Here is a 17,199-nt window from a genome sequence, read left to right on the forward strand (position 1 = left end):
GTACTTTGGATGCCCGGTCCCACAGGCCGGGCTTTTTGGTGTCCAGATGGAAGCGTTTTTCGATTTTTTACAGTTTGAGCGGCGCTACAGCCCCCACACGCTGCTCTCCTACCGCACCGACCTGGGCCAGTTTGCCGCCTACCTGCGGGCGGAAGGCGACGCGGCCGGCCCGGCCCACGCCACGCACCACACCATCCGGGGCTGGGTGGTGGCCCTGATGCAGCAGGACCTGGACCCGCGCACGGTGAACCGCAAAATTGCCTGCCTGCGCTCGTACTACAAGTTTCTGCTGCGCTCCAACAGCATCGCAGCCAACCCCATGCTACGCATCAAGGCCCCCAAAATGGCCCGGAAGCTGCCTGATTTTGTGCCCGAAGCGGCCCTGAATGGACTGCTTAATTCGTTTCGGTTCGAAGATTCGTTTACTGGGCAGCGCGACCAACTGGTGCTGGAGTTGCTTTACGGCACGGGCATCCGCCTGTCGGAGCTGCTGGGCATTGAGGCGGCCGACCTAAACTTAGCTAGTGGTACGGTGCGCGTGACGGGCAAGGGCAACAAGCAGCGCCTCGTGCCCCTCAACCCCACGCTGTTGCGCGTGCTGGAGCAATACCAGGCCCGCCGCGCCCACGAGTTTGGCCCCGTGCCCGGGCCCCTGCTGCTCACCGACAAGGGCGCGCCGCTTTACGAAAAGCACGTGTACCGCACCGTGAAGCTTTACCTGAGCACCGTTACCACGTCGGCGGGGCAGCAGCACCCGCACGCGCTGCGCCACGCCTTTGCCACGCACCTGCTGGGCAAGGGGGCCGACCTCAATGCCATCAAAGAGCTGCTGGGCCACGCCAGCCTAGCCGCCACCCAAGTGTACACGCATATGTCCGTGGACCGCCTCAAATCCGTATTTGACCAAGCCCACCCGCGGGCCTAGCGCGGGTTTTTCCCAATTCGTTCACCCTTAGCTTCTTCTTCGCTCTATGAAAGTTCAGATGAATGCGGTGCATTTCACTGCCGACAAAAAGCTGCTCGATTTTATCCAGCAGCGGCTCAACAAGCTGGAGACGTTTTACGATAAAGTGACCGGCGGAGAGGTCATTTTGCGAGTCAACAACAAAGACGGCGCGGCCAATAAAACCGTCGAGATAAAGCTGCTGGTGCCCGGCGGCACCTTGTTTAGCGAGGAGGACGCTGCTTCATTCGAAGCCGCCACCGACGCCGCCGCCGAAAACCTGCGCCGCCAGATTGTGAAGCACAAAGAGAAGACCCTTATCCAGACCCATTAATTGCGGGTTTTTCACCAAACAAGGGGCCCCGGCTGATTCTATCAGCCGGGGCCCCTTGTTTGGTGAAAAACCCGGCGGACTTTACAGTCCGAAAGCTTCCTTGATTTTGGGGACGTAATCGAGCTTTTCCCAGGTGAAGGTCTCGAAGGTTTTCACCTCGCCGTTGGGCATGGCAACCTGCTTCGTGCCGGGCTGGCGGCCCATATGGCCGTAGGCAGCGGTTTCGCCAAAAATGGGGTTTTGCAGGCCTAGGCGCTGCACGATGGCGTAGGGACGCAAGTCGAAGAGGTCTTGCACCTTGCGGGCAATTTCGCCGTTGGCGAGGGGCTGGCCGTCGGGGCCCTGGGCCTTGGTGCTGCCATAGGTATCCACGAACACGCCCACCGGCTGGGCCACGCCGATGGCGTAGGCCACTTGCACGAGAGCGTGGTCGGCCACGCCAGCGGCCACCAAGTTTTTGGCAATGTGGCGGGCGGCGTAGGCCGCCGATCGGTCCACCTTGCTGGAGTCTTTGCCCGAGAAGGCGCCGCCACCGTGGGCCCCTTTACCTCCGTATGTGTCCACGATGATTTTGCGGCCCGTGAGGCCCGAGTCGCCGTGGGGCCCCCCGATGACGAACTTACCCGTGGGGTTGATGTGGTAAGTAATCTGGTCGGTGAAGAGGTGCTGCACCTCGGGGCCCAAGCCGGCCACTACGCGCGGCACCAGAACGGCCCGCACATCGGCTTTGATTTTGGCCAGCATTGTGGCCTCATCGGCATCGAACTCGTCGTGCTGGGTGCTCACCACGATGGTGTCAATGGCTTCCGGAGTGCCGTTATCGGCGTAGCGGATGGTAACCTGGCTCTTGGCGTCGGGGCGTAGGTAGGGCATGTCGCGGCCTTCGCGCCGGATGGCGGCCAGCTCTTGCAGCAAGCGGTGCGACAGGTCGAGAGCCAGGGGCATGTAGTTGTCGCTCTCGCGGGTGGCGTAGCCGAACATCATGCCCTGGTCGCCGGCCCCCTGGTCTTCCGCCGTGGCCCGCTCCACGCCCTGGTTGATGTCGGGCGACTGCTCGTGCAGGCGGTTCATCACCTCGCAGGTATCGGCATTGAACAAATACTCGGACTTGTCGTAGCCGATGCGGCGGATGGTGGCCCGCACGATGGGTTCGGCCTCGACGCGGGCGGTGGACTTGATTTCGCCGGCTACCAGCGCAAAATCGGTGGTCACGAGGGTTTCGCAGGCCACTTTGGCGGCCGGGTCCTGCCGCAGGTATTCGTCCAAGATGGCGTCAGAAATTTGGTCTGCGACTTTATCGGGGTGGCCTTCCGAAACCGATTCGGAGGTGAACAGGTAGGGCATAAAGCAGGGAGAGAGGAAAAAAAGCGAAAACGTCGGCCGGGGCCCCGGCCAAAGCCGGCCCGCGGACGGAGAGCAAAACTACGCCACGCCGCCCGAAGCCACGCCTGCGGCCTCCGTACCGTTTATGTTGGGCAGTACGGCTTTCGCGCACACCAGCACCACGGGCCGACCCCGTAGGTCAGTGGTGGCAAAAAGGTATGTGTCGCCGCCTTCGCGGATACCGGTGCGGAGCCGGAAATCGGCCACCGAATCGGGAAAGTTTCGGGTTGTGACGTGGGCGCGGGCCTCGGGGCCCAGGTGCGCCTTCAGGGTTGGGCCGTCGGCCTTCTCCACCGCCAGCACCCGGAAGATGCGCCCCGGAAAGTCGGCCCGCAGCGTGCCAGACGTGTACAGGTGGCTGTGCTGGTGCAACTTTAACAGTTCGAACGCCGTGCCCACGCTGCGAAACGCCCCGGCCTTCAGCACCGCCGCGTTGGGCTCGTAAAGGAACTGCTGGGCCTCGGCGTAGCGGGGCACGGCACGGCCCTCGCGGGCCCGGTTGAGGCGAAATTCCTGGCGGGTGCCGTCGCGGCGCAGGTTCAGGGCGAAGCGCTCGGGGTCCACGGCGGGCTCGGGGCCCAGCTCGTACAGCACTTCTTTTACTTCGTTGTCGAGGGCCAGCACCCAGAGGCGACGCACGTGTTGCAACTCCTGCACGGCCTGCTCGATGTCGAGCATGGGCGACGTTTTCAGCAGCACATGGTCGGCCTTGCGCAACAGCAGGGGCAGCAGGCGCAACACGTCGGGCTCGCAGTCGGCCAGTCGAAAAATCTTGCGCGAAGCGGTGTCGCGCCGGGCCGGGTCGAGGTAAATCCAGTCGTAGTGGTGCGGCGTCTCCTTGAGAAATGCTAGGGCATCGGCGTGGCGCACGGCCACGTTTTCAATGCCAAGCAGCTGGAAATTGTACCGTACCACGGCCGCCAACTGGGCGTTGCGCTCCACGTAATCAACCTGCGTCACGCGGGTGGCAAAGTGCGCCGCGTCGGCCCCGAAGCCACCGGTGAGGTCAGCCAGCCGCTCGCCACTCACTAAGCCGGCCTTGAACGCCGCCGTGCGGTCCGACGAAGCCTGCTCGACCGAGAGGGCGGGGGGAAAGATGAGGTCGGGGTTGGCGGCCCAGGTTGGCAGCTTGGTCTGGGCCTTCTGGCGGGCCTGAATCTGGCGCACCAGCTCGGGTACGGGCAGGCCGGGGTGACGGCGGGCTTGCAGGGCCAAGTGGGCAGGGTCGTCGTGCAAGTGGGCGGCCACGTAGCGACGGGCCGCCTCGGGCAAGGGGAATTCCATGGGACCGGGTATACGAAAAAACGCCGCATGCGGCGCAAAAAATGCCTGCTGCCCACCCAAAGGGCCTACTACAGGGCCCAGCCTACGGCCAGCAGGGGGTGGCCCGTGGCCGCCGGGCGCAGCCCGATGGTGCTAGGCGGCAACTGGCGCCACCAGCTGCCGTGGGTGCCAGGCAGCCCGTTGTTGTAGGCCGTTACGGCCCGCTGCAAGTGCTCGTTGGTGTGGCGGTTGATGACGATAGTGGCCAAAATGCTGGCCGCGAACAGGCCGGCGGCCACTTGCTGGGTGCCGTTGAAATACTGCGTCTCGCCGTTTTTGGCGAACACCTCGGCCCCGTACAGGCCCAAGGCCCCCACGGCCACGAGGCGGTCGGCCAGGAAAAAGGTTTTTTGGCGGCGGTAGTCGGCCAGGTTGCTCAGGGCATCGGCGTTGGTGCCCAGGTAGGGGCGCAGCTTCTGGCCAAAAAAGCCGGCGTTCACGTAGTTCTCGCCCTCTACGCCGGGAGGCAGGAAGTAAAAGTTGTGCTGGGGCCCGCTCAGGCCGCGGGCCAGGTCGTCGGGCTGGAGGCGAATAGTGGCCGGGGCCTGGGCGCAGGCCGGGCCCACGAAAGCCAAGGAGGCGGCCAGCACGGCCAGGCGAGGAGCCGATAACAAGGCCTGAAGAAAAGGTTGCATCAGGCAAAGATAGGTCCCCCACCCCTGGCCCTCCGGCCACGCCAACCAAACAATTTCATATCTTTGCGGTTGAACACGACCATACCAAATTAACCTCTATCATGGTAGAAACCAAGACGAACACCTACGTTCCCTACAAGGTAAAAGACATGTCGCTGGCCGAGTGGGGCCGCAAAGAAATCCGCCTCGCCGAAGCCGAAATGCCTGGTCTGATGGCCTTGCGCGAGGAGTTCGGTGCCCAGCAGCCCTTCAAGGGGGCCCGCATTGCCGGCTGCCTGCACATGACCATCCAAACCGCCGTGCTCATCGAAACCCTGAAGGCGCTGGGCGCTGAGGTGACGTGGTCGTCGTGCAATATTTTCTCGACCCAGGACCACGCCGCAGCGGCTATTGCCGCCGCTGGCATCCCGGTATACGCCTGGAAGGGCATGAACGAGGAAGAATTCAACTGGTGCATCGAGCAGACGCTGTTCTTCGGCGAGGAGCGCCAGCCGCTGAACATGATTCTGGACGACGGCGGCGACCTCACCAACATGGTGCTGAACCAGTTCCCCGAGTTGGCTGCCGGCATCAAAGGCGTGTCGGAAGAGACAACGACCGGCGTGCTCCGCCTCTACGAGCGGGTAAAAAACGGTACGCTGGCTTTTCCCGCCATCAACGTGAACGACTCGGTAACGAAGTCGAAATTTGACAACAAGTACGGCTGCAAAGAGTCGGCCGTGGACGCCATTCGCCGGGCTACCGACGTGATGATGGCCGGCAAAGTGGCCGTGGTGGCCGGCTACGGCGACGTAGGAAAAGGCACCGCGGCCTCGCTGAGCGGCGCCGGGGCCCGCGTCATCGTGACGGAAATCGACCCCATCTGCGCCCTGCAAGCGGCCATGGACGGTTACGCCGTGAAGAAGCTGGTCAACGCTGTAAAGGAAGCCGACATCGTGGTGACGGCCACCGGCAACTGCGACATCCTCACCGAGGAGCACTTCCGCAGCCTGAAGGACAAAGCCATCGTGTGCAATATTGGCCACTTCGACGACGAGATTGACATGGCGTGGCTGAACGGCAACTACGGCCACACCAAAGACACGGTGAAGCCGCAGGTGGACATCTACAACATCGACGGCAAAGAGGTCATCATCCTCGCCGAAGGCCGTCTCGTGAACCTGGGCTGCGCCACCGGCCATCCCTCGTTCGTGATGTCGGCGTCGTTCACCAACCAAGTGCTGGCCCAGATCGAGCTGTGGGAGCGCAACGACCAGTACGCCAACCAGGTATACACGCTGCCCAAGCACCTGGACGAGAAAGTGGCCCGCCTGCACCTCGCCAAAATCGGCGTGGAGCTGGACGAGCTAACGACGCACCAGGCCGATTATATCAAGGTGACGGTGGAAGGCCCGTTCAAGTCGGACCTGTACCGCTACTAAGCCGCCCGTTACCGGTAAAGAAAACCCCGCCTGGCGCAATGCCGGGCGGGGTTTTTGTGGAATAGGGCCCCAGCTATTAATCTAGAAACTGGGTGCCCGTCAGCTGCTCGCTCATCGCCCACAGGCGCTGGGCGTTGGCAGGCGTATTGAAGCTGCTCTTTACTGGCTCGGCTTTTTTCTTGGAAAAATAACCGCCGCTCACGGTGCCGGCTTGGGCATCAGTGGCCAGAAAAATGCTGGTTTCGGCCCCTTTCGCGGGCGAAATCATGAACGGGCGACCCAGTTCCAGCACAGCCGAAAGCCAGCCGCCCGACTGCTTGCCGTAGTTGGTGGCCACCGCGCCGGGGTGCAGCGCGTTGGTCGTCACGTTGGCGATGCCGTGGCCGCGCAGCCGCCGGGCCAGCTCCTGCGTGAACATGATGTTGAACAGCTTCGTGTTGCCGTACTCCCAAATGGGCGAGTAGCTGCGCTCCGACTGAAAATCGTCGAGCGTGGGCTTGGAGAAGCGGTAGGCCATCGAAGCCACGTTGACGACGCGGGCGGCGGGGCTTTTGCGGAGCAAATCGAACAGCAGGCTCGTGAGCAGAAAGGGCCCCAGGTGGTTGGTGGCCAGCGTCATCTCGTAGCCGTCGGCCGATACTTCGCGCTGGGCCCCAAACATGAGGCCGGCGTTGTTGATGAGCACGTCGAGGCGCGGGTACTGGGCATTGATTTCGGCGGCCACGTCGCGCACCTGTTGCAGCACCGAGAGGTCGGCCAGGGCCGTGTCGACGTGCGGGTTGCCGGTGGCGTCGATGATTTCCTGGCGGGTGCTGGCAGCTTTGGCGCGGTTGCGGGCCAGCAGCACGACGTGCGCCCCGCGCCGCGCCAGCTCGTGGGCCGTAACCTTGCCGATGCCGGATGTGGCCCCGGTGATGAGAATGATTTTGTCTTGCAAATCGGACATGGAAGAGAACAAAAGGTGATTGCCGTGCACTTATACGCGACACGACGGCCCAGCGCCCGGAATATTTTGCCGGCTCGGGCGGCGGGTGGGTGTTTAGCTTTGCCCCATGTCCGATTTTTTTAGCGTCGAAACCATCTTTTTTACGGTGCCCGGTTTTGGGTATCCCATGAGCTACCTCGAATTTTTTGGGGTGGTAACGGGGGCCGTGGCGGTGTGGCTTTCGGCCCGGGCTAACGTGTGGAGCTGGCCGCTGAGTCTGGTGGGCATCGTGCTGTCGTTTTTCCTGTTTTTTCAGGTGCAGCTTTACCCAGACACATTTTTACAAGTGTTTTTCTTCGTAACCAGCCTGATTGGGTGGTGGGAGTGGACGCACCCCGCCCCGCGCGAGGCCGGCCAGAAGCAGGAATTACGCATCACCTACACCCCGCGCCGCGTGCTGCTGCTGGCCAGCGGCGGCGCAGCCGTGGCCACGGCCGCGCTGGGAGCCTTGGCCCAGCGCCTGCACACGTGGCTGCCGTTGGTATTCAGCAAGCCCAGCGCATTTCCCTACCTCGATTCGTTCACCACGGTGCTCAGCATCGCGGCCACGTTCCTGCTAATGCGCAAAAAAGTAGAAAGCTGGTACGTGTGGCTGCTAGCCGACGTGGTGCTCACTTACGTCTACTTCTTGAAAGGCATCAAGTTCGTGGGCGTCGAGTACGGATTATTCTGCGCGGTGGCGGCCTACGGGGCCTACCACTGGACGCGTGAGTTCCGCTCTTACCAAGCCGTTAGCTGAAAGCTATTAGCTGTTAGCTTTTTTGGTTCTGACTGATAAACTCATTCTAAAAGGCTACCAGCTAACAGCTCTCAGCTAACAGCTAAAATAAATGGTCTCGCTCTCCGTCGTCGTCATCACTTTCAACGAAGCGGCCAACATCGGCCGCTGCCTGGGTGCCCTGGCCGACGTGGCCGATGAAGTACTGGTAGTCGATTCATTTTCGACCGACAATACAGTGGCCATCTGCCGGGCGCACGGGGCCCGCGTGGTGCAGCACATCTTTGCCGGCTACGTCGAACAAAAGAACTTTGCCACCGCCCAGGCCCGCTTCGACCACGTGCTGCAGCTCGATGCCGACGAAGTGCTGACCGACGAGCTGCGTCAAAGCATCCGCCAGGCCAAGGCCGACTGGCAGCACGCGGCCTACGCCCTGACTCGCCTCACCAACTACTGCGGCCACTGGGTGCGCCACGGCGGCTGGTACCCTGACCGTAAGCTGCGCCTCTACGACCGCCGCCTGGGTCGCTGGGAAGGCCTGCTGCTGCACGAGCATTACGAAGTGGCCCCCGGCCGCACCACCGGGGCCCTGGCCGGCGATGCACTGCACTACTCGTACCATTCCATTGCGCAGCACGTCAGCCAGTTAAATAAGTTTACCAGCATCACCGCCCAGGAGCGGGCCCTGCGCGGCCAAACGCGCGTCACGTTGTTTCACTTGCTGCTCAAGCCGTTCTGGAAGTTCGTCCACGGCTACTTCCTGCGGCTGGGTTTCCTCGACGGGTTTGCCGGGTTGTGCATCGCCAGCCTCTCGGCCTGGGGCGTATTTTTAAAATTCGCGAAGCTGAAAACCCGCACCGAACGCGCCGAAGCATGAACCCCACCTTCCTCGTTTCCCGCACCGACGCCATCGGCGACGTGGTGCTGACCCTGCCCGTGGCCGGCCGCCTGAAACAGCTGTTTCCGGGGTGCCGGGTGGTGTTCATCGGCCGCGCTTACACCGCGCCGGTGGCCGCCGCCTGCCCGTGGGTGGACGAAGTGCTGGACTTCGACGCGCTGCAACAGCTGCCCGTGGCCGCGCAAGTAGGGGCCCTGCGGGCGTACGGGGCCCTGGTCATCGTCCACGTGTTCCCCAACCGGGCCCTGGCCATCTTGGCCCGGCGGGCGGGCATCCCGGTGCGCATCGGTACCCGCAACCGCTGGTGGCACTGGCTAAACTGCAACCGCCTGGTGGCCCTCAGCCGCCGCCACTCGCCCCTGCACGAAGCCCAGCTCAACCTGCAGCTCCTCAAGCCCCTGGGCAGCGCGGACGCCCTGGCCCTCCCCGCCGTGGCCGACTCAGTGCGCCTGCGGGCCCCCGCGCCGCTGGGGGCCCCGTGGCAGCTGCTGCTGGCCCAGCGCCGCCCCGGCCAGCTCAACGTGGTGCTGCACCCGCGCAGCCGCGGCAGCGCCCGCGAGTGGGGCCTGGACAATTTTGGCCACTTGGCGCAGCGCCTGCACGCCGCCGGCCACCGCGTGTTCGTTACCGGCACGGCCACCGAGGGCGCCGAGCTGGCCGACTGGCTCACCGCCAACACGCCCTATCTGGCCGCCGACCTCACCGGGCAATTGGCCATGCCGCAATTCCTGGCCTTCCTGGCTGCCGCCGACGGCATTGTGGCGGGCAGCACGGGGCCCCTGCACTTAGCCGCCGCGCTGGGCCGCCACGCGCTGGGGCTGTACCCGCCCATCCGGCCCATGCACCCCGGCCGCTGGGGCCCCCTGGGGCCCCGGGCCGAGTACCTGGTCTTCGACCGGCCCAACTGCCAGGACTGCCGTGCCCAGCCGGCCGCCTGCACCTGCATCAAGGCCATTGAGGCGGCGGCCGTGGCGGCGCGGGTAACGGCTTGGCAACCCCTGCTCCTGGGGTAATAGCACCAGCCATTGGCGAGCCACGGCAGGCCCGGCGCAACCCGGGACCCGCTGCCACCCGTACATCCGGCCGTCCACCGCGTTCCTTCGTGTAAAGCTGCTTGCTGGGTCCGTTTCGGCGTTTCCAGCGGGTTGAAGCAACTTTGCGTTTGGCTGGAACACGCCGAAAGTCATCGGGACGCGGGGCAGCGCTCAACAACTGCAACTTTAGCGGCCGTTGTTGCTTATGCAATGGCTACGGTTCTTTCTGTTGGCTCTTTTGTAGGTTGCACTTTAGTTATATATCCGACCTTTTTTATGAGCGATTCTCCCGAACGGGTCAAACTGAGCAAAGAGGAAAAAGACCGGCGCTTCCAGGCCGAGTTGATGCCTATCATTGACCCGCTCTACAACTTTGCCTACCGCCTAACGCTCGACGAGGACGATGCCAACGACCTCGTGCAGGAGACCTACCTCAAAGCCTACCGCTTTTTTGAGTACTTCGAGCCCGGCACCAACGCCAAGGCTTGGCTCTTCCGTATTCTGAAAAATTCGTTTATTAACGATTTCCGTAAGAAAAGCAAGCAGCCCGCCAAAGTCGATTATAGTGAAATAGAGGGTTATTACAACCCTGACGACGTGGAGGCCGAGGGCGAAATCGGGGCCTCGTCGTCCGATATGCGCCAGCAGTCGGCGCGCGATTTAATCGGCGACGAGGTGGCCGGGGCCCTCAACTCTTTGCCCGTCGATTTCCGCACCGTTATCATCCTCTGCGACCTGGAAGGCTTTACTTACGAGGAAATGGCTAAAGTGCTTGATATTCCGATTGGTACGGTACGTTCGCGCTTGCACCGGGCCCGCAATTTCCTCAAAGATAAACTTGAGCGTTACGCCCAATCAATGGGCTATGGCCACGACGAATTGCAAGCGGCAGCGGAACTTCCCGACGATGAGAATGATTAGCCCACATAACAGGTCTACTTTTCTTCCCTCACGCTTCAGGTTATGAACCCAGCTGCTACTATTTCCACCAATACGTCGGCTCCCGCTGTTTTACCCGCCAGCGGCCCCGACTGCGAACGCGTGAACACTGTTCTAGAACAAATCGCCGACGGCCAGCCCGTCACGGCCGAGGACGAGGATTTTTTGTACGACCACGGCACCGATTGCTCGCCTTGCTTCGACGACATTAAGAAGCAACACGTTTTCATCGGTTTCCTCAATGCTCGCCTCAGCCGTAAGGCCAGCCCTGATGGCCTTCCGCAGTCCATCATGGCGCGCGTACGCGCTGAAATGGCCTAAAAGCCGCTAGCTTTGCGCGATGCAAGGCAAAATCATCGTGTTCTCGGCGCCTTCCGGGGCCGGAAAGACTACCATTGTGCACCGGCTGATGCAGCGGGTGCCCAAACTCAGTTTTTCCATTTCAGCCTGCACCCGCGACCGTCGCGGCCGGGCCGAAGTCAATGGCAAGGACTACTACTTCATTACCCCACAGGATTTTCAGGAGAAAATTCGCCACGATGAATTTGTGGAGTGGGAGGAAGTGTACGAAGGGGCTTTCTACGGCACCCTGAAATCAGAGATTGAGCGCATTTGGGCCAGCGGCCAGCATGCCATCCTCGACGTAGACGTGAAGGGTGGCCTCAGCATCAAGGAATTCTATAAAGACCGCGCCTTGGCCGTGTTTGTGCGCCCGCCATCCATCGAGGCGTTGGGCGAACGCCTCCAAGCCCGCGCCACTGACTCCCAGTCCAGCATCTCGTCGCGCCTTTACAAGGCCGCTTTTGAGTTGGCCTTTGAAGACCGTTTTGATGTAACGGTCGTCAACGACGACCTCGACCAGGCCAGCGACCAGGCGGAGAAGCTGGTGCGCGACTTCATCACCGCGGACCCCGACGCTGTATGAGCCGCGTGGGCCTGCTGTTCGGCTCATTCAATCCCGTGCACATCGGCCACCTCATTTTGGCCGAGTACTTCGCCACCCGCACCGACCTGGCCGAAGTCTGGTTAGTCGTCACGCCCCACAACCCATTTAAGGCTGCTGCCGGCTTGCTGCCCGACGCCGAACGCCTGCGCCTTGTGCAGCTGGCCATCGCCGGCAACCCGCGCCTGCGGGCCGACGACGTTGAGTTTGGCCTGCCGCGCCCCAGCTACACCATTGCCACACTCGACGCCCTGCGCCAGCGCCACCCCGCCACCGATTTTGTGCTGCTGATGGGGGCCGACAACCTCGCCGGGTTGCCGCGCTGGCAAGAAGCCGCTCGTCTGCTGGCCGAAATCGATATCTACGTTTACCCCCGTTTTGGCAGCACCCCCGTGGACGTGGCTGCTTTCCCCCGGGCCCGGGTGCTGGCCGCGCCCCTGCTGGACATTTCCGCCACCTACGTCCGCGAAAGCCTGCGCACCGGCCGTTCCATTCGCTACCTCGTGCCCGCCGCCGTCGAGGCCGAATTGCTCAAGTAGCTGGCCAGCGCGGGCGTTGTTTAACCGGCCGTCCAAACAAAAAGCCCCGCCTGCGCGGAGCGGGCGGGGCTTTTTAAGGAGATGGCTGGACCTATTCAGATAGTCATAATCTCTGATTCCTTCTTGCTAAAGGCTCTTTCTACCTCCGTAATGTAGCTGTCGGTGGCCTTCTGTACTTTCTCTTCGGCGCTTTTAATGGCGTCTTCCGAAGCGCCGTCTTTCAACAGCTTGCGCAGGGCTTCGTTCACGTCTTTGCGGATGCCGCGCATCCGTATTTTTCCGGCTTCCGACTCGTTTTTAGCTTGCTTCACTAAGTCGCGGCGGCGCTCTTCGGTCATGGCCGGAACGTTGAGCCGCACGCCATCGGCATCCGAAACCGGGTTCAACCCCAAGTCGCTGTTTTTAATGGCCTTGGCTACCTCGCTCACCATGTTTTTCTCCCAGGGCTTGATGAGCAACGAGCGGGCGTCGGGGGCCGAAATATTGGCCACCTGACCGATGGGCGTTGGCGTGCCGTAGTAATCTACCTTGAGGCCCTCGAGCATGGCCGGCGAAGCTTTACCGGCCCGGATGCGGCCCATTTCCACGCCTACGTGCGAAAGGGCCTTGCCCATCGATTCTACGGCGTCGTCGAGGTAAAACTGAATCTCTTCGTCCATCTTCTGGCTTATTAAATTTTTAAAGGTTGAGTACTGAAGGCGGGCTGGGCAGAGCTAAAAAAGTAGTTAAAACTCAGCGCCCGATAGCCTGAATCTTTCAAGCCTGTTCCGGTTGGTTGCCCACTAAAGGTTGCAAAGCGCTGTGTTTGGGGTCGAGCAGCGGGGTTTTGGGGGCCCGGGCGTTGGCGGTACCGTCCATGCTCACCAAGGTGCCCATGGGCTCGCCGGCCAGTAGGCGGGCCAAGTTACCGGGGGTGTTCATGTCGAAAACGATGATGGGCAGGTTGTTTTCCTTGCAGAGCGTGAAGGCCGTCATGTCCATTACGTTCAGGTTTTTAGCAATTACCTCATCGAAACTGATGGACGGGAAGCGTACCGCCGCGGGGTCTTTCTCTGGATCGGCCGAGTAGATGCCGTCCACGCGGGTGCCCTTTAGCACCACGTCTGCTTCAATCTCGATGGCCCGCAGCGAAGCCGCCGAGTCGGTGGTGAAGTAGGGCGAGCCAATGCCGGCCCCAAAAATTACCACGCGGCCTTTCTCCAGGTGGCGCACAGCCCGCCGCCGGATGTAAGGCTCGCACACCCGCTGAATGGTAAGGCCCGAGAGTAGCCGGGTGCTCACGTCGAGCTTTTCGAGGGCGCTTTGCAGGGCCATGGAGTTGATGACCGTGGCCAGCATGCCCATGTAGTCGCCCTGCACCCGGTCCAGGCCAAAAGCTTCGGCTTGCGCCCCCCGGTAGATGTTGCCGCCGCCAATCACCACGGCCACTTGCACGCCCGTAGCGGCCACGGCCTTTATTTCTGAAGCGTATTGCATCAGCCGCTCGGCATCAATGCCGTACTGTTGCTGGCCCATCAGCGCTTCGCCGCTGAGCTTGAGGAGAATACGTTGGAAATTCAAAATATGCGGTGTGCTAAAAATGGGTTATTCGATAGGTCGCTCACCTCAAGCCGCAAATCAAGTCGGTGATTTGCATTAGGCCTCCTGTTGTCTCTTGCTGGTGTTTTCCCGTGCCGCGACGTGACCCAGGCACGTTGCGGCCCAAATCTTCTAAACGGTTTTCCACCCGTATTACTGGGGTCTTCAGTTCACCTTGGCCCTCCCGCATTCGCGCAATTTCTTCTGCCGTGCGGTCTTGTTTGCGCAACACCTCCATTACTTCTCCCAGCTGTTTGGATTGTTCCTTGGTGGTCATTGGCGGTTGGAAGTAGGGGTGGTGGACACTGCCGTGCGCGAGTCACGAAAACTGCACCAGTAGCTGCCCTTTCTGCACATTGTCACGCAAATTCACTTTGATGGCACTCACCGTGCCGTCGGCTGGCGCTTTCAGGATATTTTCCATCTTCATGGCTTCCAGCACCAGCAGTGGGTCACCCTTGAGCACAGCCTGCCCAGGCTGCACCCGCACGTCCACGATGAGGCCGGGCATAGGAGCTTTCAACTCGTTAACTTGCACCGCAGCGGCGGCGCTCAGCCCGAGGCGCTTCAATAACAGATCAAACCGGTCTTTGGCACTTAACTCCAAGCGCTGACCATTGATTTTCAGCACGAACTGCTTGGCGATGTAATCGGCGCTCACCACTTCGGCTTCGTATGAGCGGCCGCCGTACAGCACTTGAAAGCGGCCGGGACCCAACGCGGCTACATCCCAGGCGAAGGGCTGGCCGTTGAGGTGCAAAGCGGTGGGTGTACGGTAGTCAACCTCCCAAATGTGGTCGGGATCGGTGCTGATGTGAAGCATGGAAAACGGAGCAAGTGGGGCGGGAGCGGGGTTAAAGGTAGCCCAAATCCCAAATTATTTCGGAAATTCCAGCGATTTTCCGTCCTTTATCGCCGCTATGAAGTATCTGCTTACGGGCCTGTTGGGTCTGCTACTGGCCAGTCCGCGAGTGGTTTGGGGGCAAAAGGCCGGGAGCGGGGGGGCAGTCGGTGCCGCCCGCCCCGCCCCGCGCCGCCGGGGGCCCGCCGCTGTAGTGGCCGCGCCGGCCGCGGCCGCTACAGCGGTGCCTTCGTGGCTGCCGTCCACGGCCCCGCTGCGGCCCGCCGCCACTATTCTCACCGAGGTGACGAATACCAAACTCGACGTGCGGTTCGACTACAAGAAGCAGTACCTGCTGGGCACGGCCATTCTCACGCTCCGCTCGCACTTTTATTCCCAAAGCCAAGTAGTACTCGATGCTAAAGGCTTCGACATTCAAAAAGTGGAACTGGTGGGTGAGCGCAAGGTGAAACCCTTGGTGTACAGCTACGACAAGCGCCAACTAACGCTCACCCTCGACCGGGCCTACCCGCGCACCGAGGCCTACCAAGTGCGCATTGTTTATGTGGCCAAGCCTAACGAGTTGCCCGCCGGGGGGTCGGCCGCCATCACGGCGGCGAAGGGTCTGTACTTTATCAATCCGTTGGGCTTGGAAAAAAATAAGCCCCGACAAATCTGGACCCAGGGCGAGACGGAATCTAATTCCTGCTGGTTTCCCACTATCGACCGGCCCAACCAGCGCATGACACAGGAAATAAGCCTGACCGTGGAAAACCAATTCAAAACCCTGTCCAACGGCTCGCTTATTTCTTCTAAGTTCAACCCCGATGGTACCCGCACCGACACTTGGCGGCAAAGCCAGGCCCAACCGCCCTACCTGGCCACGTTGGTAGTGGGCAATTACGCTGTGGTGAGCGACGTGTGGCACGGCAAGTCCGTCGATTACTACGTCGAGCCGCCGTACGCGGGTACCGCCCGCGCCGTGTTTGGTCACACCCCCGAGATGCTGGAGTTCTTTTCAAAAAAGCTAGGCGTGGACTACCCTTGGGATAAATACGCCCAAGTGGCGGTGCGCGACTACGTGAGCGGGGCCATGGAAAACACCACCGCCGTGACGCACGGCACCAACGTGCAAGTGACGCTTCGCGAACTGCTCGACGCCACCTACGCCGGCAACGAGTCCATCATCGTTCACGAGGTATTTCACCACTGGTTTGGCGACTACGTTACCTGCAAGTCGTGGGGCAACCTGCCCCTCAACGAGTCATTCGCTGACTATGCCGAATACCTGTGGGCGGAACAGAAATACGGGGCCGACGAAGCTGCCTTAGTGCAGGAAACCAAGCTGGCCAGCTACCTCGACGAGGCGCAAAGCAAGCGCGAGCCCCTCATCCGCGCCCGCTACCAGGAGCGGGAAGACTTGTTCGACCGCCACTCCTACGCCAAGGGTGGGCGGGTGCTGCACATGCTGCGAAAGTACGTGGGCGACGACGCTTTCTTCGCCGCACTTAACCGTTACCTCGTCCAAAACAAGCAGTCGGCCGTCGAAATATCTAAGCTCCGCACGGCCTTTGAGGAAACCACGGGCGAAGATTTGATGTGGTTTTTCAACCAGTGGTTTTTGCAGCGCGGGCACCCCGAACTGCGCATCAGCCACGGCTACACCGACGGGGCCGTTACACTGCGCGTGCAGCAAGTGCAGGACACCCTGTACCAACCCGTGTACCGCTTGCCGGTAACCGTGACGGTGTGGCAAAAGGAACGCCCCGTTGATTACCGCCTTGCCGTTACCAAAGCCAATCAGACGTTCACTTTTCCTGCCGCCGACCGCCCCAGCTTGGTGAAATTCGACAGCGAGGGGCAATTGCTGGCCCAAATCGATGAAGAGCGTACCCAGGACGAGTTGATCTTTCAGTTCGACCACGCCCGGGGCTACCAGCAAAAAGCGGATGCGATGGAACTGCTCCAAAACAAAACCGCCGAGCTGCCGGTGAGCACTTTGTTTCGCAACGCCCTGACCGACAAGTTTTGGGCCGTGCGGCGCACCGCGCTCGACCACCTCCGCCGCTACCGGGGCCCGGAAACCAATGCCGTGCGCCAAGCCGTGTTGCGCGTCGCCACCACCGATGTCAACCCCCAGGTGCGGGCCCAGGCGCTGGCCACTTTGGCCAGTTTCCCCAATGGCAACTACGGCACTGTCTATTTGGCTGCCCTCAGCGACAGCTCCTACACCGTGGCCGCTGCTGCCCTTGCAACGCTAGCCAAAAACCCCAGCATTAATGCCCGGACCCAAGCTACTGCGCTCGAAAACACCACCAGCGGCGTGCTGTTGCTGGGCCTAGCCGACTACTACGCCCGCAACGGGGCCCTCGAGCAGTATGCATGGTTCCTGCGCCGCTTACCCGACGTGGCCGAGAGCGACTTGTACAGCTACTTGCAGTCTTTCGGGGCCCTAATGGCCAACATCCCGCCCATCGAGTGCGATAAAGGCCGTAATATTCTCGAAGATTACGCCCGTCACGCGCCCCGCTACGACGTGCGCTTAGGGGCTTATAAGGGTCTTGTACAGCTTCTGCCCAGCATGCCCGCGCTCAAGGCCACGCTTCAAAAGATCAAAGCCGAGGAAACAGACGACCGGTTGAAAGCTTTTTATAATTTGATGTAGAATGAGTTGCCCATGGTTGG

19 protein-coding genes are annotated in these 17,199 nt (G+C 61.4%); 11 read left to right on the forward strand and 8 right to left on the reverse strand.

What is annotated here, in order from left to right; genetic code table 11:
- Positions 1–46: 46 nt before the first annotated feature.
- A complete protein-coding gene (locus HNP98_RS04485; RefSeq protein WP_173808853.1) occupies positions 47–925 on the forward strand; it encodes a tyrosine-type recombinase/integrase in 879 nt (292 codons plus the stop codon).
- Positions 926–971: 46 nt separating this feature from the next.
- The gene (gene hpf / locus HNP98_RS04490) at positions 972–1,277 is read left to right on the forward strand and encodes a ribosome hibernation-promoting factor, HPF/YfiA family (RefSeq protein WP_173808854.1); all 306 of its coding nucleotides are present in this window, start codon (positions 972–974) and stop codon (positions 1,275–1,277) included.
- Between the two features lie 81 nt (positions 1,278–1,358).
- Here hpf and metK read toward each other — a convergent pair whose 3' ends face one another.
- The 3 genes from metK to HNP98_RS04505 form a co-directional block, all read right to left on the reverse strand.
- Positions 1,359–2,621, reverse strand: coding sequence for a methionine adenosyltransferase (gene metK, locus HNP98_RS04495; protein ID WP_173808855.1), 1,263 nt, complete (start codon positions 2,619–2,621; stop codon positions 1,359–1,361).
- Positions 2,622–2,699: 78 nt separating this feature from the next.
- The gene (locus HNP98_RS04500) at positions 2,700–3,944 is read right to left on the reverse strand and encodes a class I SAM-dependent methyltransferase (protein ID WP_173808856.1); all 1,245 of its coding nucleotides are present in this window, start codon (positions 3,942–3,944) and stop codon (positions 2,700–2,702) included.
- Between the two features lie 68 nt (positions 3,945–4,012).
- A complete protein-coding gene (locus HNP98_RS04505; RefSeq protein ID WP_173808857.1) occupies positions 4,013–4,618 on the reverse strand; it encodes a hypothetical protein in 606 nt (201 codons plus the stop codon).
- A 101-nt stretch (positions 4,619–4,719) separates the two neighbouring features.
- On the opposite strand from HNP98_RS04505, the gene ahcY reads away from it, so the two are divergent.
- Positions 4,720–6,039, forward strand: a complete 1,320-nt coding sequence (ahcY, locus tag HNP98_RS04510; RefSeq protein ID WP_173808858.1) for an adenosylhomocysteinase — start codon at positions 4,720–4,722, stop codon at positions 6,037–6,039.
- Positions 6,040–6,115: 76 nt separating this feature from the next.
- Here ahcY and HNP98_RS04515 read toward each other — a convergent pair whose 3' ends face one another.
- The gene (locus tag HNP98_RS04515) at positions 6,116–6,985 is read right to left on the reverse strand and encodes an SDR family oxidoreductase (RefSeq protein ID WP_173808859.1); all 870 of its coding nucleotides are present in this window, start codon (positions 6,983–6,985) and stop codon (positions 6,116–6,118) included.
- A gap of 106 nt (positions 6,986–7,091) precedes the next feature.
- Between HNP98_RS04515 and pnuC the strand changes: the two genes are divergently transcribed.
- The 7 genes from pnuC (at position 7,092) to nadD (ending at position 12,095) form a co-directional block, all read left to right on the forward strand.
- Positions 7,092–7,763 (forward strand): nicotinamide riboside transporter PnuC, encoded by a 672-nt coding sequence (pnuC, locus tag HNP98_RS04520; RefSeq protein WP_173808860.1) that lies wholly within the window; start codon positions 7,092–7,094, stop codon positions 7,761–7,763.
- A 91-nt stretch (positions 7,764–7,854) separates the two neighbouring features.
- Complete coding sequence (locus HNP98_RS04525) at positions 7,855–8,619, forward strand: glycosyltransferase family 2 protein (RefSeq protein ID WP_173808861.1); 765 nt, start codon at positions 7,855–7,857, stop codon at positions 8,617–8,619.
- Positions 8,616–9,653: a glycosyltransferase family 9 protein gene (locus tag HNP98_RS04530; protein ID WP_173808862.1), complete on the forward strand. Its 1,038-nt coding sequence runs from the start codon at positions 8,616–8,618 to the stop codon at positions 9,651–9,653. Before HNP98_RS04525 ends, HNP98_RS04530 begins: the two co-directional genes overlap by 4 nt.
- Positions 9,654–9,950: 297 nt before the next feature.
- A complete protein-coding gene (locus HNP98_RS04535; protein ID WP_173808863.1) occupies positions 9,951–10,595 on the forward strand; it encodes a sigma-70 family RNA polymerase sigma factor in 645 nt (214 codons plus the stop codon).
- A gap of 42 nt (positions 10,596–10,637) precedes the next feature.
- Positions 10,638–10,934, forward strand: coding sequence for a hypothetical protein (locus HNP98_RS04540; RefSeq protein ID WP_173808864.1), 297 nt, complete (start codon positions 10,638–10,640; stop codon positions 10,932–10,934).
- A 19-nt stretch (positions 10,935–10,953) separates the two neighbouring features.
- Positions 10,954–11,538, forward strand: a complete 585-nt coding sequence (gene gmk / locus HNP98_RS04545; protein WP_173808865.1) for a guanylate kinase — start codon at positions 10,954–10,956, stop codon at positions 11,536–11,538.
- Positions 11,535–12,095, forward strand: coding sequence for a nicotinate (nicotinamide) nucleotide adenylyltransferase (gene nadD, locus HNP98_RS04550; protein ID WP_173808866.1), 561 nt, complete (start codon positions 11,535–11,537; stop codon positions 12,093–12,095). Before gmk ends, nadD begins: the two co-directional genes overlap by 4 nt.
- A 95-nt stretch (positions 12,096–12,190) precedes the next feature.
- Here nadD and frr read toward each other — a convergent pair whose 3' ends face one another.
- The 4 genes from frr to HNP98_RS04570 form a co-directional block, all read right to left on the reverse strand.
- Positions 12,191–12,754, reverse strand: coding sequence for a ribosome recycling factor (gene frr, locus HNP98_RS04555; protein WP_173808867.1), 564 nt, complete (start codon positions 12,752–12,754; stop codon positions 12,191–12,193).
- Between the two features lie 97 nt (positions 12,755–12,851).
- Positions 12,852–13,655 carry a UMP kinase gene (gene pyrH / locus HNP98_RS04560; RefSeq protein WP_173808868.1) on the reverse strand — a complete coding sequence of 268 codons (804 nt, stop codon included), beginning with the start codon at positions 13,653–13,655 and terminating at the stop codon, positions 12,852–12,854.
- 40 nt (positions 13,656–13,695) lie between these two features.
- On the reverse strand, positions 13,696–13,950 hold the full coding sequence (locus tag HNP98_RS04565) for a hypothetical protein (RefSeq protein WP_173808869.1): 255 nt from the start codon (positions 13,948–13,950) through the stop codon (positions 13,696–13,698).
- Positions 13,951–13,992: 42 nt separating this feature from the next.
- Entirely contained in the window at positions 13,993–14,496 is a 504-nt protein-coding gene (locus tag HNP98_RS04570) for a biotin/lipoyl-containing protein (protein WP_173808870.1), read from the reverse strand.
- Positions 14,497–14,593: 97 nt separating this feature from the next.
- On the opposite strand from HNP98_RS04570, the gene HNP98_RS04575 reads away from it, so the two are divergent.
- Positions 14,594–17,179 carry a M1 family metallopeptidase gene (locus tag HNP98_RS04575; protein ID WP_173808871.1) on the forward strand — a complete coding sequence of 862 codons (2,586 nt, stop codon included), beginning with the start codon at positions 14,594–14,596 and terminating at the stop codon, positions 17,177–17,179.
- Positions 17,180–17,199: the final 20 nt, after the last annotated feature.

Source organism: Hymenobacter caeli, from assembly GCF_013294115.1.
In the GTDB taxonomy this organism is placed as follows: domain Bacteria; phylum Bacteroidota; class Bacteroidia; order Cytophagales; family Hymenobacteraceae; genus Hymenobacter; species Hymenobacter caeli.